Annotated in this window: 14 protein-coding genes; 9 read left to right on the forward strand and 5 right to left on the reverse strand. The window is 36.3% G+C overall.

Annotated features, from left to right (window positions below; translation table 11 throughout):
- Window positions 1-6 precede the first annotated feature (6 nt).
- The 9 genes from PGP85_RS01895 (at window position 7) to xerS (ending at window position 15,651) form a co-directional block, all read left to right on the forward strand.
- Window positions 7-2,580 carry a LuxR C-terminal-related transcriptional regulator gene (locus PGP85_RS01895; RefSeq protein ID WP_270325725.1) on the forward strand — a complete coding sequence of 858 codons (2,574 nt, stop codon included), beginning with the start codon at window positions 7-9 and terminating at the stop codon, window positions 2,578-2,580.
- A 654-nt stretch (window positions 2,581-3,234) separates the two neighbouring features.
- Window positions 3,235-3,891: a winged helix-turn-helix domain-containing protein gene (locus tag PGP85_RS01900; RefSeq protein WP_270325726.1), complete on the forward strand. Its 657-nt coding sequence runs from the start codon at window positions 3,235-3,237 to the stop codon at window positions 3,889-3,891.
- Window positions 3,892-3,941: 50 nt separating this feature from the next.
- Window positions 3,942-4,295: a hypothetical protein gene (locus PGP85_RS01905; RefSeq protein ID WP_270325728.1), complete on the forward strand. Its 354-nt coding sequence runs from the start codon at window positions 3,942-3,944 to the stop codon at window positions 4,293-4,295.
- Window positions 4,296-4,324: 29 nt separating this feature from the next.
- Entirely contained in the window at window positions 4,325-7,288 is a 2,964-nt protein-coding gene (locus tag PGP85_RS01910; RefSeq protein ID WP_270325730.1) for a hypothetical protein, read from the forward strand.
- A 144-nt stretch (window positions 7,289-7,432) separates the two neighbouring features.
- On the forward strand, window positions 7,433-10,897 hold the full coding sequence (locus PGP85_RS01915; RefSeq protein WP_270325732.1) for a bacterial Ig-like domain-containing protein: 3,465 nt from the start codon (window positions 7,433-7,435) through the stop codon (window positions 10,895-10,897).
- A gap of 73 nt (window positions 10,898-10,970) precedes the next feature.
- Window positions 10,971-11,099: a hypothetical protein gene (locus PGP85_RS01920; protein ID WP_270325734.1), complete on the forward strand. Its 129-nt coding sequence runs from the start codon at window positions 10,971-10,973 to the stop codon at window positions 11,097-11,099.
- Window positions 11,100-11,131: 32 nt separating this feature from the next.
- The gene (locus PGP85_RS01925; RefSeq protein ID WP_270325735.1) at window positions 11,132-11,542 is read left to right on the forward strand and encodes a bacterial Ig-like domain-containing protein; all 411 of its coding nucleotides are present in this window, start codon (window positions 11,132-11,134) and stop codon (window positions 11,540-11,542) included.
- Window positions 11,536-13,008 (forward strand): helix-turn-helix domain-containing protein, encoded by a 1,473-nt coding sequence (locus tag PGP85_RS01930; protein WP_270325737.1) that lies wholly within the window; start codon window positions 11,536-11,538, stop codon window positions 13,006-13,008. Before PGP85_RS01925 ends, PGP85_RS01930 begins: the two co-directional genes overlap by 7 nt.
- Window positions 13,009-14,508: 1,500 nt before the next feature.
- Window positions 14,509-15,651 (forward strand): tyrosine recombinase XerS, encoded by a 1,143-nt coding sequence (gene xerS / locus PGP85_RS01935; RefSeq protein WP_010742089.1) that lies wholly within the window; start codon window positions 14,509-14,511, stop codon window positions 15,649-15,651.
- A 43-nt stretch (window positions 15,652-15,694) separates the two neighbouring features.
- On the opposite strand, the gene rpmG is transcribed toward xerS, so the two are convergent.
- The 5 genes from rpmG to spx form a co-directional block, all read right to left on the reverse strand.
- Entirely contained in the window at window positions 15,695-15,844 is a 150-nt protein-coding gene (rpmG, locus tag PGP85_RS01940) for a 50S ribosomal protein L33 (RefSeq protein WP_010742088.1), read from the reverse strand.
- A gap of 23 nt (window positions 15,845-15,867) precedes the next feature.
- Window positions 15,868-16,245 (reverse strand): hypothetical protein, encoded by a 378-nt coding sequence (locus PGP85_RS01945; protein ID WP_270325740.1) that lies wholly within the window; start codon window positions 16,243-16,245, stop codon window positions 15,868-15,870.
- Between the two features lie 11 nt (window positions 16,246-16,256).
- Window positions 16,257-16,430 (reverse strand): 50S ribosomal protein L32, encoded by a 174-nt coding sequence (rpmF, locus tag PGP85_RS01950; protein ID WP_010742086.1) that lies wholly within the window; start codon window positions 16,428-16,430, stop codon window positions 16,257-16,259.
- Window positions 16,431-16,455: 25 nt separating this feature from the next.
- Window positions 16,456-16,725 (reverse strand): 30S ribosomal protein S14, encoded by a 270-nt coding sequence (rpsN, locus tag PGP85_RS01955; RefSeq protein WP_270325741.1) that lies wholly within the window; start codon window positions 16,723-16,725, stop codon window positions 16,456-16,458.
- 236 nt (window positions 16,726-16,961) lie between these two features.
- Entirely contained in the window at window positions 16,962-17,405 is a 444-nt protein-coding gene (spx, locus tag PGP85_RS01960) for a transcriptional regulator Spx (RefSeq protein WP_010742084.1), read from the reverse strand.
- Window positions 17,406-17,453 lie beyond the last annotated feature (48 nt).

Consider the following 17,453-nt stretch of genomic DNA (forward strand, 5'->3'; position numbering starts at 1 on the left):
ACTTTTATGCGAAAACACTTATCAACCAATCGTGTTAAAGCACCAGAAGCGCTTGAAAATTCTATTACTAGAAGAGAGTTGGCAGAGAAGATCCAAACAGGACTTCAAAAAAAGCTGATGGTTTTGGAGGCTGGTGCGGGACACGGTAAAACAACTTCTATTCGTGAAAAGCTCAATCAACTGCCTTCTGATCGGTGGCAATGGCTGACGTTGAATGAAGACTGCAATCATTTAATCGTTTTTTGGAGCTATCTGATTGAAACGTTAAAGGATCAATTAGGTCCGATGAAAGAGGAAATGCTTGTCTATTTTCAATCTGGAATGAATGCCGAGAACATTGAGGAATTTATTTCCTTTTTAACGGATAGTCTGGTTTTGGAAATAAGTGATTACCTTGTACTGGATGATTTTCATACGATAAATGATAAAGAAGTGCTTCATTCCTTCGAGCGTTTTTTAGAAGAACTACCGGAGAATTTGCATGTAGTAATAACAACGAGATATCAGCCAGAGTTATACTTAACCAAATTTTTACTGGCGGAGCAGCTTCAGTACCTTCAGGAAGAGGATTTTCTGTTGTCCGACGTTGAAGGGGAGAGCTTTATCCAGCAAAATTCGCGAGAGACACTTTCTCAGGAAACAATGACGTATTTACTTAAGACAGCTAAAGGGTGGATCGGCGGACTGAAATTATTGATGGCCGTTAAAAAGATCAATCAATCGCAAAATCAAAAGATCCGCTTCGAAAATAAGATTCTCTCTGAATATCTAGCCAAAGAAATACTTGGCAACTTATCGAAAGAAGAACAGGAATTTTTAGTGATCACTGGTTATTTCCCTTTTGTTTATCCTAATCTGAGTCAACAGCTGTTTCCTGAGATCGACTTTTCAGCGATGATCGAGGACTTGCAGGAGAAAAATCTGATGATCAACTGCATTGATCGTCTGGAGCAAAAATTTACTTTTCATCCGATTCTAAAAGACTATTTAGTGAAAGAATTTCAGGCGCAGTCCGTTGAGAAGCAGACAACCTTAAAAAATCAAACCGCGGCGATCTTTATTGAAGACGGTTATTTGGATGAAGGTGTGGCATTATTATTTGAATTAGGCAAGTACCAGCAGCTCATGAATTTGATTGTAGAAAACGAACAGTCTTTTCGGCGGATTTATTACATTGAGCAGATACCGAGAGAAGTTGCCTTGACGAATATCGATTTCGCGTTTCAAAAATTTGTCTACTATTACTCCAATCTTGAATATGAAAATTGCCACGATTTGATCGAAGCATTGGAAGAAAAATATCCTGATAAAAAAGAGATTCGCGCCTTAAGCGGAATCAAATTATTATTGGGATCAGATTATTTAACAACGGAACAAACACCGAATACTATTCAAGAAATCAATCAATTGAAATTGGATGACGTTTCAAAGGCCTTCATTTTTCTAAAAAGCGCATTGATTCTTTTCTTTAAGGAAAGCTATCAGCAGGCCAAGCATTTCATTGAAGCAAGCTTGAAGCTCAATCAAAAGAGCAAGAATAACTTTTTGCTGTACTTTAACCAAACATTGCTGGCACAAGTTTGCGAAGAGACCGGAGAATTAAACAAAGGATTGGCTATTTTGACAGCCATCTATCAGAAGCTGGACGGTATGGGGTTCAATTCAAAGATGAAGGAGACCTATCAAGTCAGTTTCTTTATCACGATCACCGGTATCCATCTGAAACAATTGAATCTGGAGGCAGCGGCAGATACATTAAAAAAAGCCAATACAAATAAACATCCGCATATCCACGCGTCTTATTTGTACAATTTGGCCGAGCTGCATTATCTTTCTGGCGATGAAGAGAAAGGCTGGTTAGCCTTTAAAGAGTTAGAAACCGGGGCAACTGGAAGCTATAGCAATCCATTTACACAATCAGGCATCATGAAATATGCTTTAAAACTTGGTCAATTACCTGGGTATTACGAAGAGCAGTTCATCGAAGCTTTTGAGGCACACCCAGAACTTCATAATATGGCCTATCGGTTGTTTTATGGCATGATCCTGTTGAAAAGAGGGGATTATCAAGAGTGTCTAGCGATAACAGATCAAATTTTGGAAAAAAGCCGCAAGCAGCGTATTTATTCTAAAATTATTGAAGCCAACCTGCTAAAACTTTCAGCATTGCTGAAAATGAAAGGCGACACCGCCAGACAAATGCTTAATATCTATCACGAGTGCTTATACTATGGAAGTGAAAATCGAATATTGAATGACTTCTTTCTTTTTCGAAATGAAATCGAAGAGCTGACGAAACTGCTGAAAGACGAAATCGAAGCAAATTTAGAACCACGGGAAAAAGACTTTCATCATGAAATACTCAAGCTGTGCTGTACCAGCTCAGATTCTTTGCTGACCGAGCGAGAGAGCGAGATTTTGGCTGAAATGGCGAAAGGCTTAACCAATAAAGCGATTGGCGACAAATTATTTATTTCCGTAGCAACAGTCAAAACCCATATACTAAATATTTACCGCAAATTGGAAGTCAATTCCAGAGTCACCGCGATTGAAAAAGCGAAACAACTGCATATCCTTTAAACGATCCATAAGAACATACGACTGGTTATGTTTTTATGGATTTATTTTGTGTTTGGACTGTAAAAATAAGGGTTCATTGGAATTAAATTCGAATATGTAAATTAGCAGTGTATAAAAATTTTACATTGCTTATTTTAGTGCACGATTTACTATAGCAAATTGAAATTTAGACTTTTCCTCTTCTAAAAAAACATTTTTTTATTATTTCTATAAAGTGTTTAACAAGATATTTTTGATAACTAAAAATAATACAACTTTACAAGTATAAAAAATATTCGATTGAATTGTTTTGCAGTGCAAGAAGGCTGACCTTTCCTAATTTATGATCATAAACGACACTCTAAACTTTTTCACGAATCCACAATTTATTCTGATATAAATCAATGTTATGCCTTCTTAAGGTATAAATGTAAAAACGAAAGAGTGTTACTTATCTAAGCGAAATTAACTGAAAAAACAAATGTAATGTTTTATAAAGGTATAATGTGACCAATTTTTTAGTTGTATATCCAAAAAAATGGTCACATTATATTGTTAAAAAAATATACAATTAATATACAGTATGATAATATTTTATAATGTAGTTAGAAAATAATTATAAAATATTGCTTTTGTCTTTGATTTTAATTAATTTATATTGAAGGAGAGTTAAAAATGGAGGTTTTATTACTAACAGAAAATGTTCTTGCTGAAGAAAAGTTACAAAATAATATTCAACAATTAGGTCATGAGGTTTTTGTAAATAAGAGCTTTCTTTATAATATCAGTAATATTTTTTATTTTAATTATGATGTCTGCATTTTCAGCAATACTATCCCAAAAAGTAAAGTGAGAAAAATAGTAGCAAATGCTATGAAAGGAACTGCAGGGTTAGTTTTTGTATGCGAATCCTTCTTTGGAAGAGAGAATACATCCATTTTAGAAGAAATTTGGATTACGCAAGACGAACCATTAGAAGACTTAAAAGAGAAACTTGAGGTCTCAAATGATAAGGCGAAAATTGATTTGAATCAAAGAGAGATAAAAAAAATTGAACAGGAAGTTATACCAATAGCGGATCTTCATCTAAGCATGAATGAGCAGAGAGTGTTTTCACTTCTAACAACAAATGAAAACCATGTCTTATCTCGCGAGGAGATATGTGAACATGTATGGGATCAAAATTATACGGATTCTCGGAAATCCCAACTCTCTTCATTGATTAAACGAATCAATGAAAAATTGAAGGTCAGTTCGTTATCATCTCATGAAATCAAGACATTATGGGGAAAAGGTTATGCATTTAGTAAGGTGAATCCTGAAACACAATGAACGAAAGCATTTTGATACGAGCATAGTTAAGGAGGAGAAAAAGAAACGCAATGAGAATTCTGATATTTACTAAAAATGTTTTAGCAGAAAAAAATACTCAACAAAAGCTTCAAACTTTGGGTCATGAAGTTTTTGTTACTAAAAAATATTTGCAGAGTTATTTAGAAGACCGGCTTAGTAGTAGAACAATCAGTCAATTTCATGTCTGCATCATAAGTAAGACAATTTCTGATTATGAGGCGAGAGAGATTTTTTACAAGTTTAACAATCAGCCATATGTCTTCTTTCGCGAGGTGGAAGAAATACCTGAAGTTGCTGCACAATCAGTAAATGACTCTTACTGCTATGTAAAAGAAAATGCCTCTATGGTGGAGTTGCGTGAAGCAATAGCAAATACAATATAATCTAATTTTATAAATAAGGAGAATTTTAAATGAAGAAAAAATCGATTGCTATTATTGGTACTGCAATAATTGTTTCTAATCCAGTTGTTCAACCTGCAGTTGTGTTAGCTGAACAAACTTTGGTTTCAGATCAAAAAGAGACGAACAACACGGGGGATACTTTAGAATCTAACCTAAAAACTGACAATCTGAACTCTGAGCAATCTTCGGACCAAACTGTAGGTTCACAAGAAACAGAAGCAATAACAGACGAAAAAGAAACGGTCTCCAGTACTTCTGATGAGAAGGATAAAGATTATGACGCGGCTGAAGAAAACTTAACTGAAGAAGAATCAGAAAAAGAGGATAAAGAAAAAGCATCAAAGGTTGAAAAGAGTGCTCTTCAAACGGATGGCATAAAAGTAGGAATCAGTGCTCCAACAAAATTTCAAACGTATACAGATCCTGTTTCGGGTGTAAAACCAACGGAACTGACAGTCGCATTGGCAGTATCAATTAGTCAAGCTGGGGTTGAAGGTGCGACTATTGAGGTTCCATATGGCTTTACACCAGATCAATCAAATCCTACTTTTGAAAATTTCACTATGACGGACGCAATTTTTAGTTTTGTAGATCCAGGAACACCAAGCGAAGATTCTATTGTGGAATCCTATGAAGAAAAACTGGATGAACAGAAACTGATCATTCATTTGAAGGAAACAACAACAACTGTTGAAACATTGAATTTACGATTTAAGTACAATGAAACATATGATGCTAAAATTCCAGCAGATCAGATTATTTGGGAAAGCTTAAAAGCTGTTACTTTCGATTCGGATAAAACAGAAATTGACAGTACCGCTGGAATGAACATTGTGTCTAGTGCTAGAGATGGTTTTTCTGTGAGTATGGAAAGATTTGATCCGACTGATGAGAAATACACTAGTGGTCCAATCAATACAAGAGGATATTTGTTTAATAAATTTAATCAATATAGTCTGTTGGATACAACAACTGAAGATATCAACCAAATGTGGGTACAAGTGCCTATCGGCTCTTCTATGAATTCAGTTTATACAAATATTTTTGGAACTGATGGAAAAACATCTGCAGACAATTCAGATATTCCAGAAGGTTACATCCGCTATTCCACCAAAATGAAAGACGACTCATCTAGTTTTCCTGTTTGGGCTTATGCTGGTGATGTGAATGATAATAGAAGAATGATAGACGCGGCTTTCACCCCGCCTGCTGGTCTTTCAGAGGGAGATAAATTTAACATAACACTCGGGATGACTTACCGAAAAGTGAATGGAAAAATTACTACTATAACGGATTCAAGGGAATATATTAAATCAGATTTACAAGAATGGAACCTATACAATCCAGGCACCAATTCTACTGGAGGTTTCAATGAAGCAATGGTGATGATTGGTGATCCTTCATCGGTCAGTCTAGCGATGAATACAGGTTATTCCTACATTCATAATCAAACAACCAAAAATATAGGGAAAAAGCCCATTAGAAACACGAAGAAAACACTTTTTCAGGATGAAACGGTTAGTTCAAAGATTAACTATGGATCTGTTGTAGTGGTAGGTCTGATTGATACTAATGATAGCGAAGCAATTCAAGGGCATTATCGAACAGAAGTAGTTGTAAAAAATGCGAAAACTAAAACAACTCGGACTACTGATGGCGGATCAGGTACCACCAAAATAGATGTTGCCTTGCCAAGTCTGAACGAGAACGAGTTTATTAGTGAGATTATCGTGGTACCAATGGGAACAGATGGAAATACAGAAGGTGAGCTGCCTTCAAAAAATGGATTTAGAATAAATTATTCAGCGAAAAATTGGGATTCGGATACATGGCCGGATGGAACCAAAATAGCTAAGGACGAGGTCACAAGGGCTACTACTTACTGGACATTTGATTATGATGATGAGAAAGACGGAAAAACACCTACAGCTACGACTAAACAATCTAATACAGGTACTATTTATTACGCACCTGCATATACTACAGATGCTTATGTAACCTTTGCAAGCAGTGACGCTACAGATAGAAAACCAGGAGAAACAGTTCACTATGATATTTTAGGATACAACACGAGTAAAGCGGTTGGGGATTGGACAAATCCGGAAATCAGAGTGAGTATTCCAAAACAATTGGAATTAAAAAATCCCGAGGCTTATAAGGATTATAAAGACCTGGTTACTGGTGATAATTACCCTGATTCTGTGAAAGTAACTTTAGTCTCTTCGGACGAAAAATTTAATTATTACAAATTCGAAGCAATAGGATCTGCGAAAAAGAATGGGAATAAACCAACCTTTTCTATCCCATTAGAGTTTAAAGTAGTATCAGGGACAAAAGTTGGAAAATATGATGTTTCTTATGCAACTGCAAGTAATAATATCCCTTCCTTTGCACAGATGAGAAGTACTAATAATTTAAGTGATAGTGTTGCTAAATCGTTTGGTTTTGATAATTCAGTTCGAAATTCTTATACTGCTGCTGGTGGTCACACTCCACTTACCGTTGTCTACGCGACGAAATTAAATGGTGGAACATCTGGAAGAAAAGCTTCTTCGGAGGATTGGTCGAATATCACGAACTTTGCAGTCGAAAAGGGCGGTTCACCTCAGATGAAAGCTGCGATTCAAAATACTGGAAATACGAATTTCAGCAGTGTTCGTCTGTATGACATTTTACCTTCTTCGAATGACGGCCGTGGTTCTACCGGAAATGTTTCCTTCTCTGGCTTGGAAAGCGTGGATGGAGCTACTGTCTATTACACAACGAAAGCCGTTTCTGAACTACCAAATTATGAATCCAATCTACAGGAGTGGGATGCTGCGAAAATTTCTTCTTATGGATTTACTACAACGAAACCAAGCAATGTATCTGATGTAACTGCGATCTTTATTGATTTCGGTTCAAAAGTAGTGGCGCCAAACAATAGCTTGGATACCGTCATGAATTTCTTGATTCCAAACGCGGACAATTAAAAAGCGATCAATCAATTCCAATATTCAGCTAAGGAAGAAGGCTCAGGTACGACGTTAAATGCGAAAAGCAGCTCGATTGTTTTCAGTACAGAAGTCGCTCAAATCAATTTTGATCAAAACCTACCTGACTATTTACCCGCAGGCGTGGAGAACGCGACGGATATTCCTGAAAGCCAAAGTGAACTACTTGATGTAAAGGGAGACGGTTCAGTAACTATTCCGGATACAGTTCCTACGTTGACCGGTTATGAGTTTGTAAAGTGGGTCGATAAGGAGGATGCAAAAGAAGAATACCAACCTGGAGATTCGATTAATTTTACTAGCAGTAGTACAAAAACTACAGTGGATTTAAAGGCGGTTTGGAAAGCAAAAGCGGTCAACGTTATTTACAATGAAAATTTCGGCAGCAAACCAAATGAAGTGAAAAAAGAGTACGGCTTTGGTGATACAGTGGATTTTGCGGAAGTAACTACACCAAAACGGAATGGTTATGAATTTGTTGGATGGAGTAGTTCAAACGTCGCGACTGAAGAGGATTTCAAAGACGGTTCGAAAATCAGCTTTACTTCAGACAAAACAGTCTATGCGATTTGGAAGGCAAATACCTATACGATCTCATTTGATGCCAATAATGGTACTGGCACGATGGACGATCTGTCAATGATTTATGATGTGGAGAAGAGTCTTCCTGAGAATACATTTAGTCGAAAGAACTATATTTTCCAAGGATGGTCAACTAAGAATTCTGGTACAGAAGAATTTAAGAATAAAGCAGCTGTCAAAAATCTTACAGACAAAGCAAAAGGCTCTATAACACTTTATGCCGTTTGGAAGCTTGATCAAACAGAAATTGTTGTTAAAGATTCAACGGTCTATGTCGGAAATACATGGAATCCCGAAGAAAATTTTGTGAGTGCAAAAGATGAAGACGGAAAGTCAGTCGCTTTTGACAAAGTAACGGCACCGGCTGCAGATAAGGTAAATACTGCGATGGCAGGAGATTATGAAGTTACCTACAGCTATAACGGGAAAGAAGCAAAAGCCACGATTCACGTGGTAGCAAATCAAGAGAGTTTGGTCGCAAAAGATGTCACGATCTATGAAGGGGATTCATGGGAAGCCGAGGATAATTTTGTTTCGGCTACGGATAAAGATGGAAAGACAGTTGCTTTTTCTGCTGTAAGTGTGGCTGGTTCTGAAGCAGTGAATACAGCTAAAGAAGGCACATACAAAATAACTTACACTTATGGAAAGCAAACTGCTGTCGGAAATGTCATTGTTCTAAAAGATCAAACAAGTATCACCACGAAAGATTCTACAATTTATGTGGGAGGCAGTTGGACCCCTGAAGATAATTTTGTTTCGGCTACAGATAAAGATGGGTCAGCAGTAGATTTTAGTAAGATTTCTGGGCCAGCTAACAATGCAGTAAACGTTTCAAAAGTAGGTGATTACGAAGTTACCTATACTTTGAACGGTAAGAATACAAAAGCAATGATTCATGTTGTAGCAAATCAAGAAACACTCACAGTTAAAGACGTTACGATCTATGAAGGCGATGTTTGGACAGCAACTGATAATTTTGTCAGTGCTACGACGAAAGATGGCACAAAAGTAGAGTTTAAGGATATTGTAGTGACTGACGATGATTCGGTAAATCCAAATCAAGAAGGCAGTTACAAGGTGACTTACGCTTATGGTGATCAAACAGCTGTTGGTAAAGTGATCGTTTTGAAGAATCAAACGAGCATTGTTGCGAAAGATTCAATGATCTACGTAAATAGCTCATGGAATCCGGCCGACAATTTCGTCAGCGCAACGGATAAAACAGGGGCATCGGTTGAATTTAGTCAAATAACAGCACCCGCTAGCAATGAAGTGAATGTAGCGACGGTCGGTGATTATGAAGTCACTTATAAATACAATGGCCAAGAAACGAAAGCAACGATCCATGTAGTTGCTAACCAAGAAACGCTAACGGCGAAAGATGTCACGATCTATGAAGGAGAAACTTGGAAAGCAGAAGATAACTTTGTCGGCGCGACAACGAAAGATGGCGATCCAGTAGCCTTCAAAGATATCAATGTATCAAACGCAAATAAAGTTAATACTTCAATAGCCGGGACCTATGAAGTGACCTACACTTATGGCGATCAAACAGCCGTTGGTAAAGTGATTGTTTTGAAAGACCAAACGACTATCGTTGCAAAAGATTCAACGATTTATGAAGGAAGCAGCTGGGAGCCAGCGGACAACTTTGTGAGTGCAACGGATAAAACGGGGACTTCTATCGATTTCAGTCAAGTAACACCACCTTCTAGTGATGCAGTGAATGTAGGGAAGGTTGGTAATTACGAAATTGTCTACAGTTACAACGGCAAAGAAACGAGGGTCACTGTCCATGTAGTGAAGAACCAAGAAACTTTGACAGTCAAGGATGTAACGATTTACGAAGGCGATGATTGGAAAGATGAGGATAATTTCGTCAACGCAACTTCGAAAGATGGCGGTAAGATTGATTTTTCAGATGTTAAGAAAACAGGCGCCGACACGGTGGATTCTACAAAAGAAGGAGTCTACGAAGTGATTTATGAGTATGGCGCTCAACAAGTTACAGCTAAAGTAATCGTTTTGAAAAATCAAACAGCTATTTCAGCAAAGGATTCAACAATTTATGCTGGTGGTAAGTGGAGTCCAGCAGATAACTTTGTCGGTGCAGCGGACAAAACTGGTACGGCAGTAACCTTTGATCAAGTGAACTCACCTTCAGCAGATGCCGTTGATACAGACAAAATTGGTGACTATGAGATAACGTATAGTTACAACGGTAAAGAAGCGAAAGCAACCGTTCATGTAATTGAGAATCAAGAAACGTTAACTGTCAAAGATGTGACAATCTACGAAGGAGACGCTTGGAAAGCCGAAGATAACTTCATCAGCGCGACCACAAAGGATGGCGAAGAAGTTTCTTTCAAAGATGTCAAAGTAGAAGGTATAGAAAACGTTGATCCGAAAAAGGCAGGTACCTACGCGTTGATTTTTGACCAAGGAGATGTTCGTCAAACAGCTAATGTCATCGTATTGAAAGACAAATCGAGCATTACTGTAAAGGATACAGTTATTTATATCGGCGATACTTGGGAAGCGAAAGATAATTTCGTTTCAGCAACGGATCGTTATGGCAATGGCTTGGATTTAAGTGATTTAACTGTTTCTGGTAAGGTAAACATAAATAAAATAGGAACTTATGAAGTGACCTATTCGTTAGACACAGCAAAAAGAGAAAGTCGAGCTGGAGGAACTGAATTACCAAATTCATTAGCTGCCATAGCAGAAATTCAGGTGTTAGATAATAAAAAGGAAACACCAACTGATAATTCAGAAACTGCAACCTCCAAGGACAATCAAAACGTGCACTTAGGAAACACTGGAACCAATATTCGAACTAACACGTTACCAGATGCAGCAAATCGTACAGTAACTTCAAATCAAAAAAAATATCCTCAAACAGGTGAGAAAAATTCACATATACCAATTATTTCAGGCGTTTCTATGATTAGTGTGGCATCCATAATCGCTTGGTTTAGAAGAAAACGTAAACGAGGATAATTTGAATTAAGAGTGGACTGTGTCAAGAAAACCCTTGGCACAGTTTTTCTACAAAATGATAGGAGCATCTCGAATGAAGGGGAAAAAATTTTTAAAAGTATTATTTACACTGTCTTTCTTAATCCAGATTATAGAAAGCACTGAAAATAAAGTTTTCGCTTTTGATGAGAACTCTTCTCAGGGAAAGCTAGAATTATCGTAAAAAAAGACCTATCTCAAATAAATATACGAGATATGAAAATTGAAACCCATTCGAAATGGGAGGCAAAAGATTGTTTCATTGATGCGTTTGACAGGGATGGTTATCCACTCAATTTTGAAGATATCTTCGTTTCTTCTGATGTAGACGTAAACAAAGCTGGAACCTATCAAGTACGTTTTCAATATAAAAATACAGTTTCACTTGCGAATGTTGAGGTAGAAGATTCTCCAATGAAAAAACTTGAATCTCAATTACTATCAGAAAATGCTAGGTATCGTTCAGGTCCGATTATTTTAAATGAAGATTTATTCAAGAAGTCCAAAGCAGAATTTGAACCGGAAAAATTGGGTAGAGGTGGAGTTAAACCTCTAAACGAAATAACTCTAGGATACTACTTGTCTGGCACTCTATTATTTGGACAAAGGAGAATAGAGAAATGTTAGATAAGCTTATTAGTGAAAGGAGTCAGACTAAACTAATTCTGTTTCGATATTTAGAAAATTACCTGGGTACTACTGTAAAACTTGTCAAACTTGAAAAGGACTTAGGGTATACGAACTATTTGATAAAAAGTCTGATTGAGGAACTCAATGAAGATGCTCTCACTCTTCCAATGGACAATGGTTTTCATATTGCGATTGATAAGGATCAAATCGAGTTTCAGCAACAGTATTATGTCAGCTCTAATATATTAGAGGAAGAATACTTAAGTCAGTCTCAAGAATTTTTATTGTTGAAAAATATTTTCTTCAATAAATTTGGTTCAAAAAAATCTTATTCTGAAAAAAACTATCTTAGCCGAACCAGTGTTCATCGATTGTTTGATCGTGTAAATAAGCAATTAAAAGAATATGAACTTTCACTTGATGGTAAGGGGAATATTCAAGGAGACGAGATGCTGATTCGTCAGTTTTTTTCGGCATTATTTTATAAAGTTTACAAAGACAGTTTTTCTATCTATTTGTTTGCTTCTCAAGCCGATGTGGTCCTTTTAGAGACTGACTTGAAAAAATGTATCAGCGATTATTCAAGTTCTAGTCGATTTAAACATTATGTTTTTGTAATGCTTGTTCGAGTTCAAGGAAACAGGAAGTATTTACCAAATAAAAGCTATTACCCGATTGATATCAAAAATGAACAATTGATAAAAACGTGTGCCGATTGGTTGAGCAAAGCCGGATTGAAAGTAGATGGTATTGAAACTGAGATCGAGACAGCTGGTTTGATTGGAAACATACGAGATATTGACTTCAATGCTCAAGGTATAGTTAGAGACTTTAAACGATGTAAAAAGTATGGGGATGCTTTATATCGTGAGCTTCAATTGGCCATCAACATGCCTTTAAGCGGAGATTTAGTTGAAAATGAAAAACTATACAACACAATTTTCGATTATTTATATGTTGATAAATTCAAAGATATTTTTTTACGGGATATTGATTTGACTTATTTCAAAGAAAATTTCCCGGAATATTTTTATGGCTGTCTTAACTTTATAAAGCATAATATAAATGATGAGCAGGTTATTTCACATAATAAAATTTCGTTTTTCTTTGATTTGCTGCTATCTATCGTAAATATAATGCCTTACAAGACCATTGGATCAGAGATAAATATTTTCGTAAATTTTATTCATGGGGATGCTTACAACGACTTTATTAAGCAAAATATCGCAACATTTTCTAATTTTAACTTTCATTTTCATTCCCATTTAAGGCCAGATACAGATCTGATTCTTTCAGATCATATAGTGAATCAAGAATTACTTGATAGAACGATAATTTGGTTATCACCACCACGAGCAAAAGATTGGGAGATATTTGGCGATCATGTGGTTACTATCTTACATAGTAAATACGATGCTCAAAAGAAAAATCAAAAGGATATTTTTGAGGTCACCAAATTTTAAAAAATTAGATAATGTTGAGAGGCAAGTATTAATAGTACTTTCATGAGGCTATTGACAGTTGCTGAATTATGGCAAGGGAAAATAAATAAGGGATGTTACCATCTAAGTGTTAGTTAGTATATAAGTAAAATTAAAATATTATTGTAAAGCAAGGGAGATAGTATGTTCCTATTTTTTAGTGGATTATTGTTAGGCGGAATTTTGAGTACCATTTTAATGGCGTGCTTGGTAGCAGGAAAATACGATGACATGAAATCTGGAAGATATTAAAAAAATTAAATCAAAGAAAGAATATTACAATAACCTCATATCAATTAATTGATATGAGGTTATTGTTTGTCGCTATATAAAAGTAGTTCATTAGATAAGTTTCAATTGACACAAAACCAAGATGACCAGCTATTTTTTATTCTAATGTAATGTTCCAATTACTATCAATTTTTTTACTTAATACATCCGCACCTATATATCCGTTGACTGATTTAGTTTAAGAGTAGGAAATAGCTGTTTTATGGTTTGTGAATAATGTTAGTTTTTCTCAAACCATAACATAGCATAAAAGGAAGAGCTGATTAAATCAAGAATCCGATAAGATCAGCAATTTTTTGATTTTCATCGTATTTTTTTCAACAATAAAAAAAGTTTTACTAAAAGTGTTTAGCATTTTTATTTTTGAAACAAAGCTGATAAATCATAAAGCATAAATCAATTTATCAGCATTCAGAGCAAGGTTTATGATGAAGTATCTATATGAACGATCTGAAACGAGTTCAAATGATTCGTTGTATGATTGTATGCACCAGATGATCACAGAACCGTGATTGGCCGCAATTTGAAGCTGAATATGGTCAATAAGAGCTGAAAATTGCTGTTAGTGCTGATATACGTGAGCACAAGCCTTTTAGTAGATTATAGGTGGATCAGCAGCCCGTGAACGACAAAAGAAAAGAAATCATGTTTTCGTAACAATATCTATTTTCCCGAAAGCATGATTTTTAAACAGTGATCCGCGCTAAAAAGCTGCTTTTACGAAGAATTGCTTCAGATTATTTCTTGTACGAATTTTACTAAAATACTAGTGATTGGTGCACGAGTTCAAGCAAAAACGTCTTATAAACTTAGTTGAACTAGCAATGTGCGAACAGACCGATGTATCAAGGTTTTGTTGAGATATTTCAATTGATTGTTAGCAACTAACGTAAATTTGCGGCAGCAATTGATCATGGATTTCTTAAGTTGAAAAATACTTTCGGTTCATTTTTTCTTGCGACTCCCCCTTTTCTATATTTCTCTATCAGTTATTTTATATTGGTTTTATAGCAGTCTTTAGCTTTATAGAAAGAACCATTTTTCAGTAATAGTAAATGTTTTTATCGATACCCCCTCTTTCAAATCAATTTATTAATTCGTTATTTTATAATTGACTTAAAGGTATATACCAATTATACTGTAGTTAGGGATTCCTATCCCTCTCCCACTATAATGAAAGGACTGAATCAAATGAGTCGAGAATTACTAAAAGAACGTTATGAAAAAGAATTTGAAAAATTGCCGGACTTCATCCAAAAATATCTATTGTATTTAGAAGCTATCCCCCGTTCGACCAACACTCTGTATGAGTACTCAAAAGAATATCGCCGATTTCTTGCCTGGCTCACCTCTGAGAAAATTATCTCTGTTAATGATATTTCAGAAATCTGCTTAGAAGATTTTGAACGGCTGAATAAAGATAAAATCGTTTTATATAAGTCCTTTTTGAATCAGTCACCTAAACGGACTTTTGAAGGAAAAACGGAAAATGATGTCGCCCAATCCCCTTTGAGTGAAAGAAATACGCATCGGTTAAAAGTAACGGTACAGAGAAGCATCACTGCCCTGCGTTCCCTCTTTAAATACTTAGCGAATGAGGAGGTCGAGGAATTTGACGAACAGACAGGCGAATATATCATTAGGCCAATGCTGCGGAGAAATATCATGGTTAATATCGAAAATGGCGGCGTTGATGCTTCCGATGCAGTCAGAAAAGACAAGATTGAAAAGATGCTGTATTTAGATTCTGATGCGATTGACTTTGTTGAATTTGTTTATGAAGGGTATGGAAACAACCTTACCTCGCGCCAGGCCAAGACAGCCTATGAAAAAAATCGAATCAGGGATACGGCTATCTTGGCCTTGTTTCTTGGATCTGGGATTCGATTATCAGAACTAGTCAATACCAATGTTAGTGATCTCAATTATGATGGGCTATATATTCAAGTTCAGCGTAAAGGCGACACCATGGATCACGCGATGATCTCGCCCATCTTTATTGATTATATCCAGGAATATATCGATCAAAGAAAGGTTCTCTATAATGCGGACGATTCTGTGGCCGCATTGTTTTTGACCAAACATAAGAATGTTGCCAAACGAATGGAAGGCGGATCGATTGAAAAGATGATCGACAAATACTCCACTGCCTTTGGCAAACGAACCACCCCTCATAAGCTGCGGCACAGTGTTGGAACGATGGCTTTTAGAAAGACCAAAAATCTGAAAACGGTCAGTGAGATTTTGGGACAGCGCGGTACCTCAGCCACGGAGATCTATACCCATATCGTCAAAAAAGAAAAACGTTCAGTGATTGACGATCTATGGACATGAAAAAAAGGACACTCTCAATAGAGAATGTCCTTTTTTAGCGAATTTATTTCACTTCTTTAAAAATTGCACGTCGGCGCAGCTTGGGAGAATATTTTTTCAACTCCAAACGATCTGGCGTATTACGTTTACTCTTGCTCGTAAGGTATAAGCGTTCGCCTGTTTCTACGCATTCTAAAATAATGTTTTGTCTCATTCATTTCACCTGCCCCTATTGGTTTATCGATCTTCAAGGAATTCTTCAATCTGAATTTTTTCATCATAGCTAATTTCGTCCAGTACTAGTTTCCCTAATAACTCATTTTTGATATCGAGCGGAATTTCCCAAAATCCATCTATTCGTTGAAAAAGAGTCGAATCATACGATTGAAAAATAGGATAAATCGTTAAGAAATCCTGAAAGGAAAGATTCGGCTCTTCATAAAAATCTCGGACCAATCCCTGTTCGATCGCTTCAGGCGTAGGAGCGCCGTTCTCATAAATAATATGATTTTCAACCATGGAACGATATAGCTCGCTCTTGCTATATTCCTGTTCATCGTTCGTTTGATAAAATTGAAAGCTTTGCTCGACTAAGGGGGGATAAATAATTTTCAAGAATACGCCTCCTATTCTTTATCGATAACTTTACGTCCTTTGTAGTACCCCTTTAGAGATACATGATGACTACGCCGATAATCGCCTAAACTTTCATCGAAAGAAATTTCAGGTTTTTTTAGATTATCCTGGGCTCTGCGCAATCTTTTTTTTGCTTTTGATGTTTTTCTTGCTGGTACTGCCACACGGCTTCCTCCTTGCTTGATTAAATTACCAACTTGCTTTCTTTACGCCTGGGATCAGGCCTTGATGCGCTAAGTCGCGAAAGTTAATTCGCGACATGCCAAACTTGCGCATATATCCACGAGGACGCCCATCGATTTGATCGCGTAATTTTAACCGGTTGGGATTCGAATTCTTCGGCAGCTTAGCCAATCCGTCATAATCATGTGCTGCTTTTAGCTCTAGCCGTTTTTCAGCATACTTTTCAATTAACGCCTGTTGTTTTTTTGCTTGTGCTATCTTTGATTTTTTGGCCATAAGCAATGACTCCTTTTCGTTTTGCAACATTCAAATCGTAATTATTACGATTTGTCACGAATACTGTACCAAGTTCTTTTTCTTTTGTCAACAAAAAAATAACATGAAAATCTATTCAGATGAATAGATTTTCATGATTACTAGCAGCTTTTAGAGATATTAACGAACAGGATAAAAATGTCTATGACTTAAAAAGAAGCATCCACTCATTGGAATGCCTCTTTCTTGAGTGCGTCTTAGAAAAATTCGGTCTTTTGCATAGCTAATATATCCTCATAGAGCATCGTTGTATTTACTTTATATAAGTAATTTCTGGTTGTGTGTTTGATTTCCTTTGGAAGCAAAGTTCGGATCTCCTCTTCATTAAAACCAACTTGAATCTTTTTCTCATCGTAGATAATAGGCCTTTTCACCAGTTTTGGGTATTGACTAAGCAAGACCAATAATTGATTAAAGGATAGTTCGTCGAAATCAATGTTCAAGGCTCTATAAATTTTCGATTTTTTTGAAATGATCTTATCAAACCCGCTTGGACAAAGCGTAATAATTTGTTTTAACTCCTCTTTGCTTAATGGCTCATGATCAATATTTCTTGCAGCAAATGGAATGTCATGCTCCTGAAACCAGGCTTTCGTTTTTCGGCACGAAGTACAAGAGTTGCCAAGTAAAATAGTAATCATCTTTTCCCCTCCTCTTTTTTTCTATCTTAATTAAAAAAAGAGAGATGG

Source organism: Enterococcus malodoratus (assembly GCF_027659535.1).
GTDB lineage: Bacteria > Bacillota > Bacilli > Lactobacillales > Enterococcaceae > Enterococcus_A > Enterococcus_A malodoratus.

Excerpts from the sequence above, each read along its gene's own strand:
- PGP85_RS01895 (WP_270325725.1), top strand. The coding sequence starts at position 7 with ATGCGAAAACACTTATCAACCAATCGTGTTAAAGCACCAGAAGCGCTT.
- PGP85_RS01900 (WP_270325726.1), top strand. The coding sequence starts at position 3,235 with ATGGAGGTTTTATTACTAACAGAAAATGTTCTTGCTGAAGAAAAGTTA.
- PGP85_RS01905 (WP_270325728.1), top strand. The coding sequence starts at position 3,942 with ATGAGAATTCTGATATTTACTAAAAATGTTTTAGCAGAAAAAAATACT.
- PGP85_RS01910 (WP_270325730.1), top strand. The coding sequence starts at position 4,325 with ATGAAGAAAAAATCGATTGCTATTATTGGTACTGCAATAATTGTTTCT.
- PGP85_RS01920 (WP_270325734.1), top strand. The coding sequence starts at position 10,971 with ATGAAGGGGAAAAAATTTTTAAAAGTATTATTTACACTGTCTTTCTTA.
- PGP85_RS01925 (WP_270325735.1), top strand. The coding sequence starts at position 11,132 with ATGAAAATTGAAACCCATTCGAAATGGGAGGCAAAAGATTGTTTCATT.
- PGP85_RS01930 (WP_270325737.1), top strand. The coding sequence starts at position 11,536 with ATGTTAGATAAGCTTATTAGTGAAAGGAGTCAGACTAAACTAATTCTG.
- xerS (WP_010742089.1), top strand. The coding sequence starts at position 14,509 with ATGAGTCGAGAATTACTAAAAGAACGTTATGAAAAAGAATTTGAAAAA.
- rpmG (WP_010742088.1), bottom strand. The coding sequence starts at position 15,844 with ATGAGACAAAACATTATTTTAGAATGCGTAGAAACAGGCGAACGCTTA.
- rpsN (WP_270325741.1), bottom strand. The coding sequence starts at position 16,725 with ATGGCCAAAAAATCAAAGATAGCACAAGCAAAAAAACAACAGGCGTTA.
- spx (WP_010742084.1), bottom strand. The coding sequence starts at position 17,405 with ATGATTACTATTTTACTTGGCAACTCTTGTACTTCGTGCCGAAAAACG.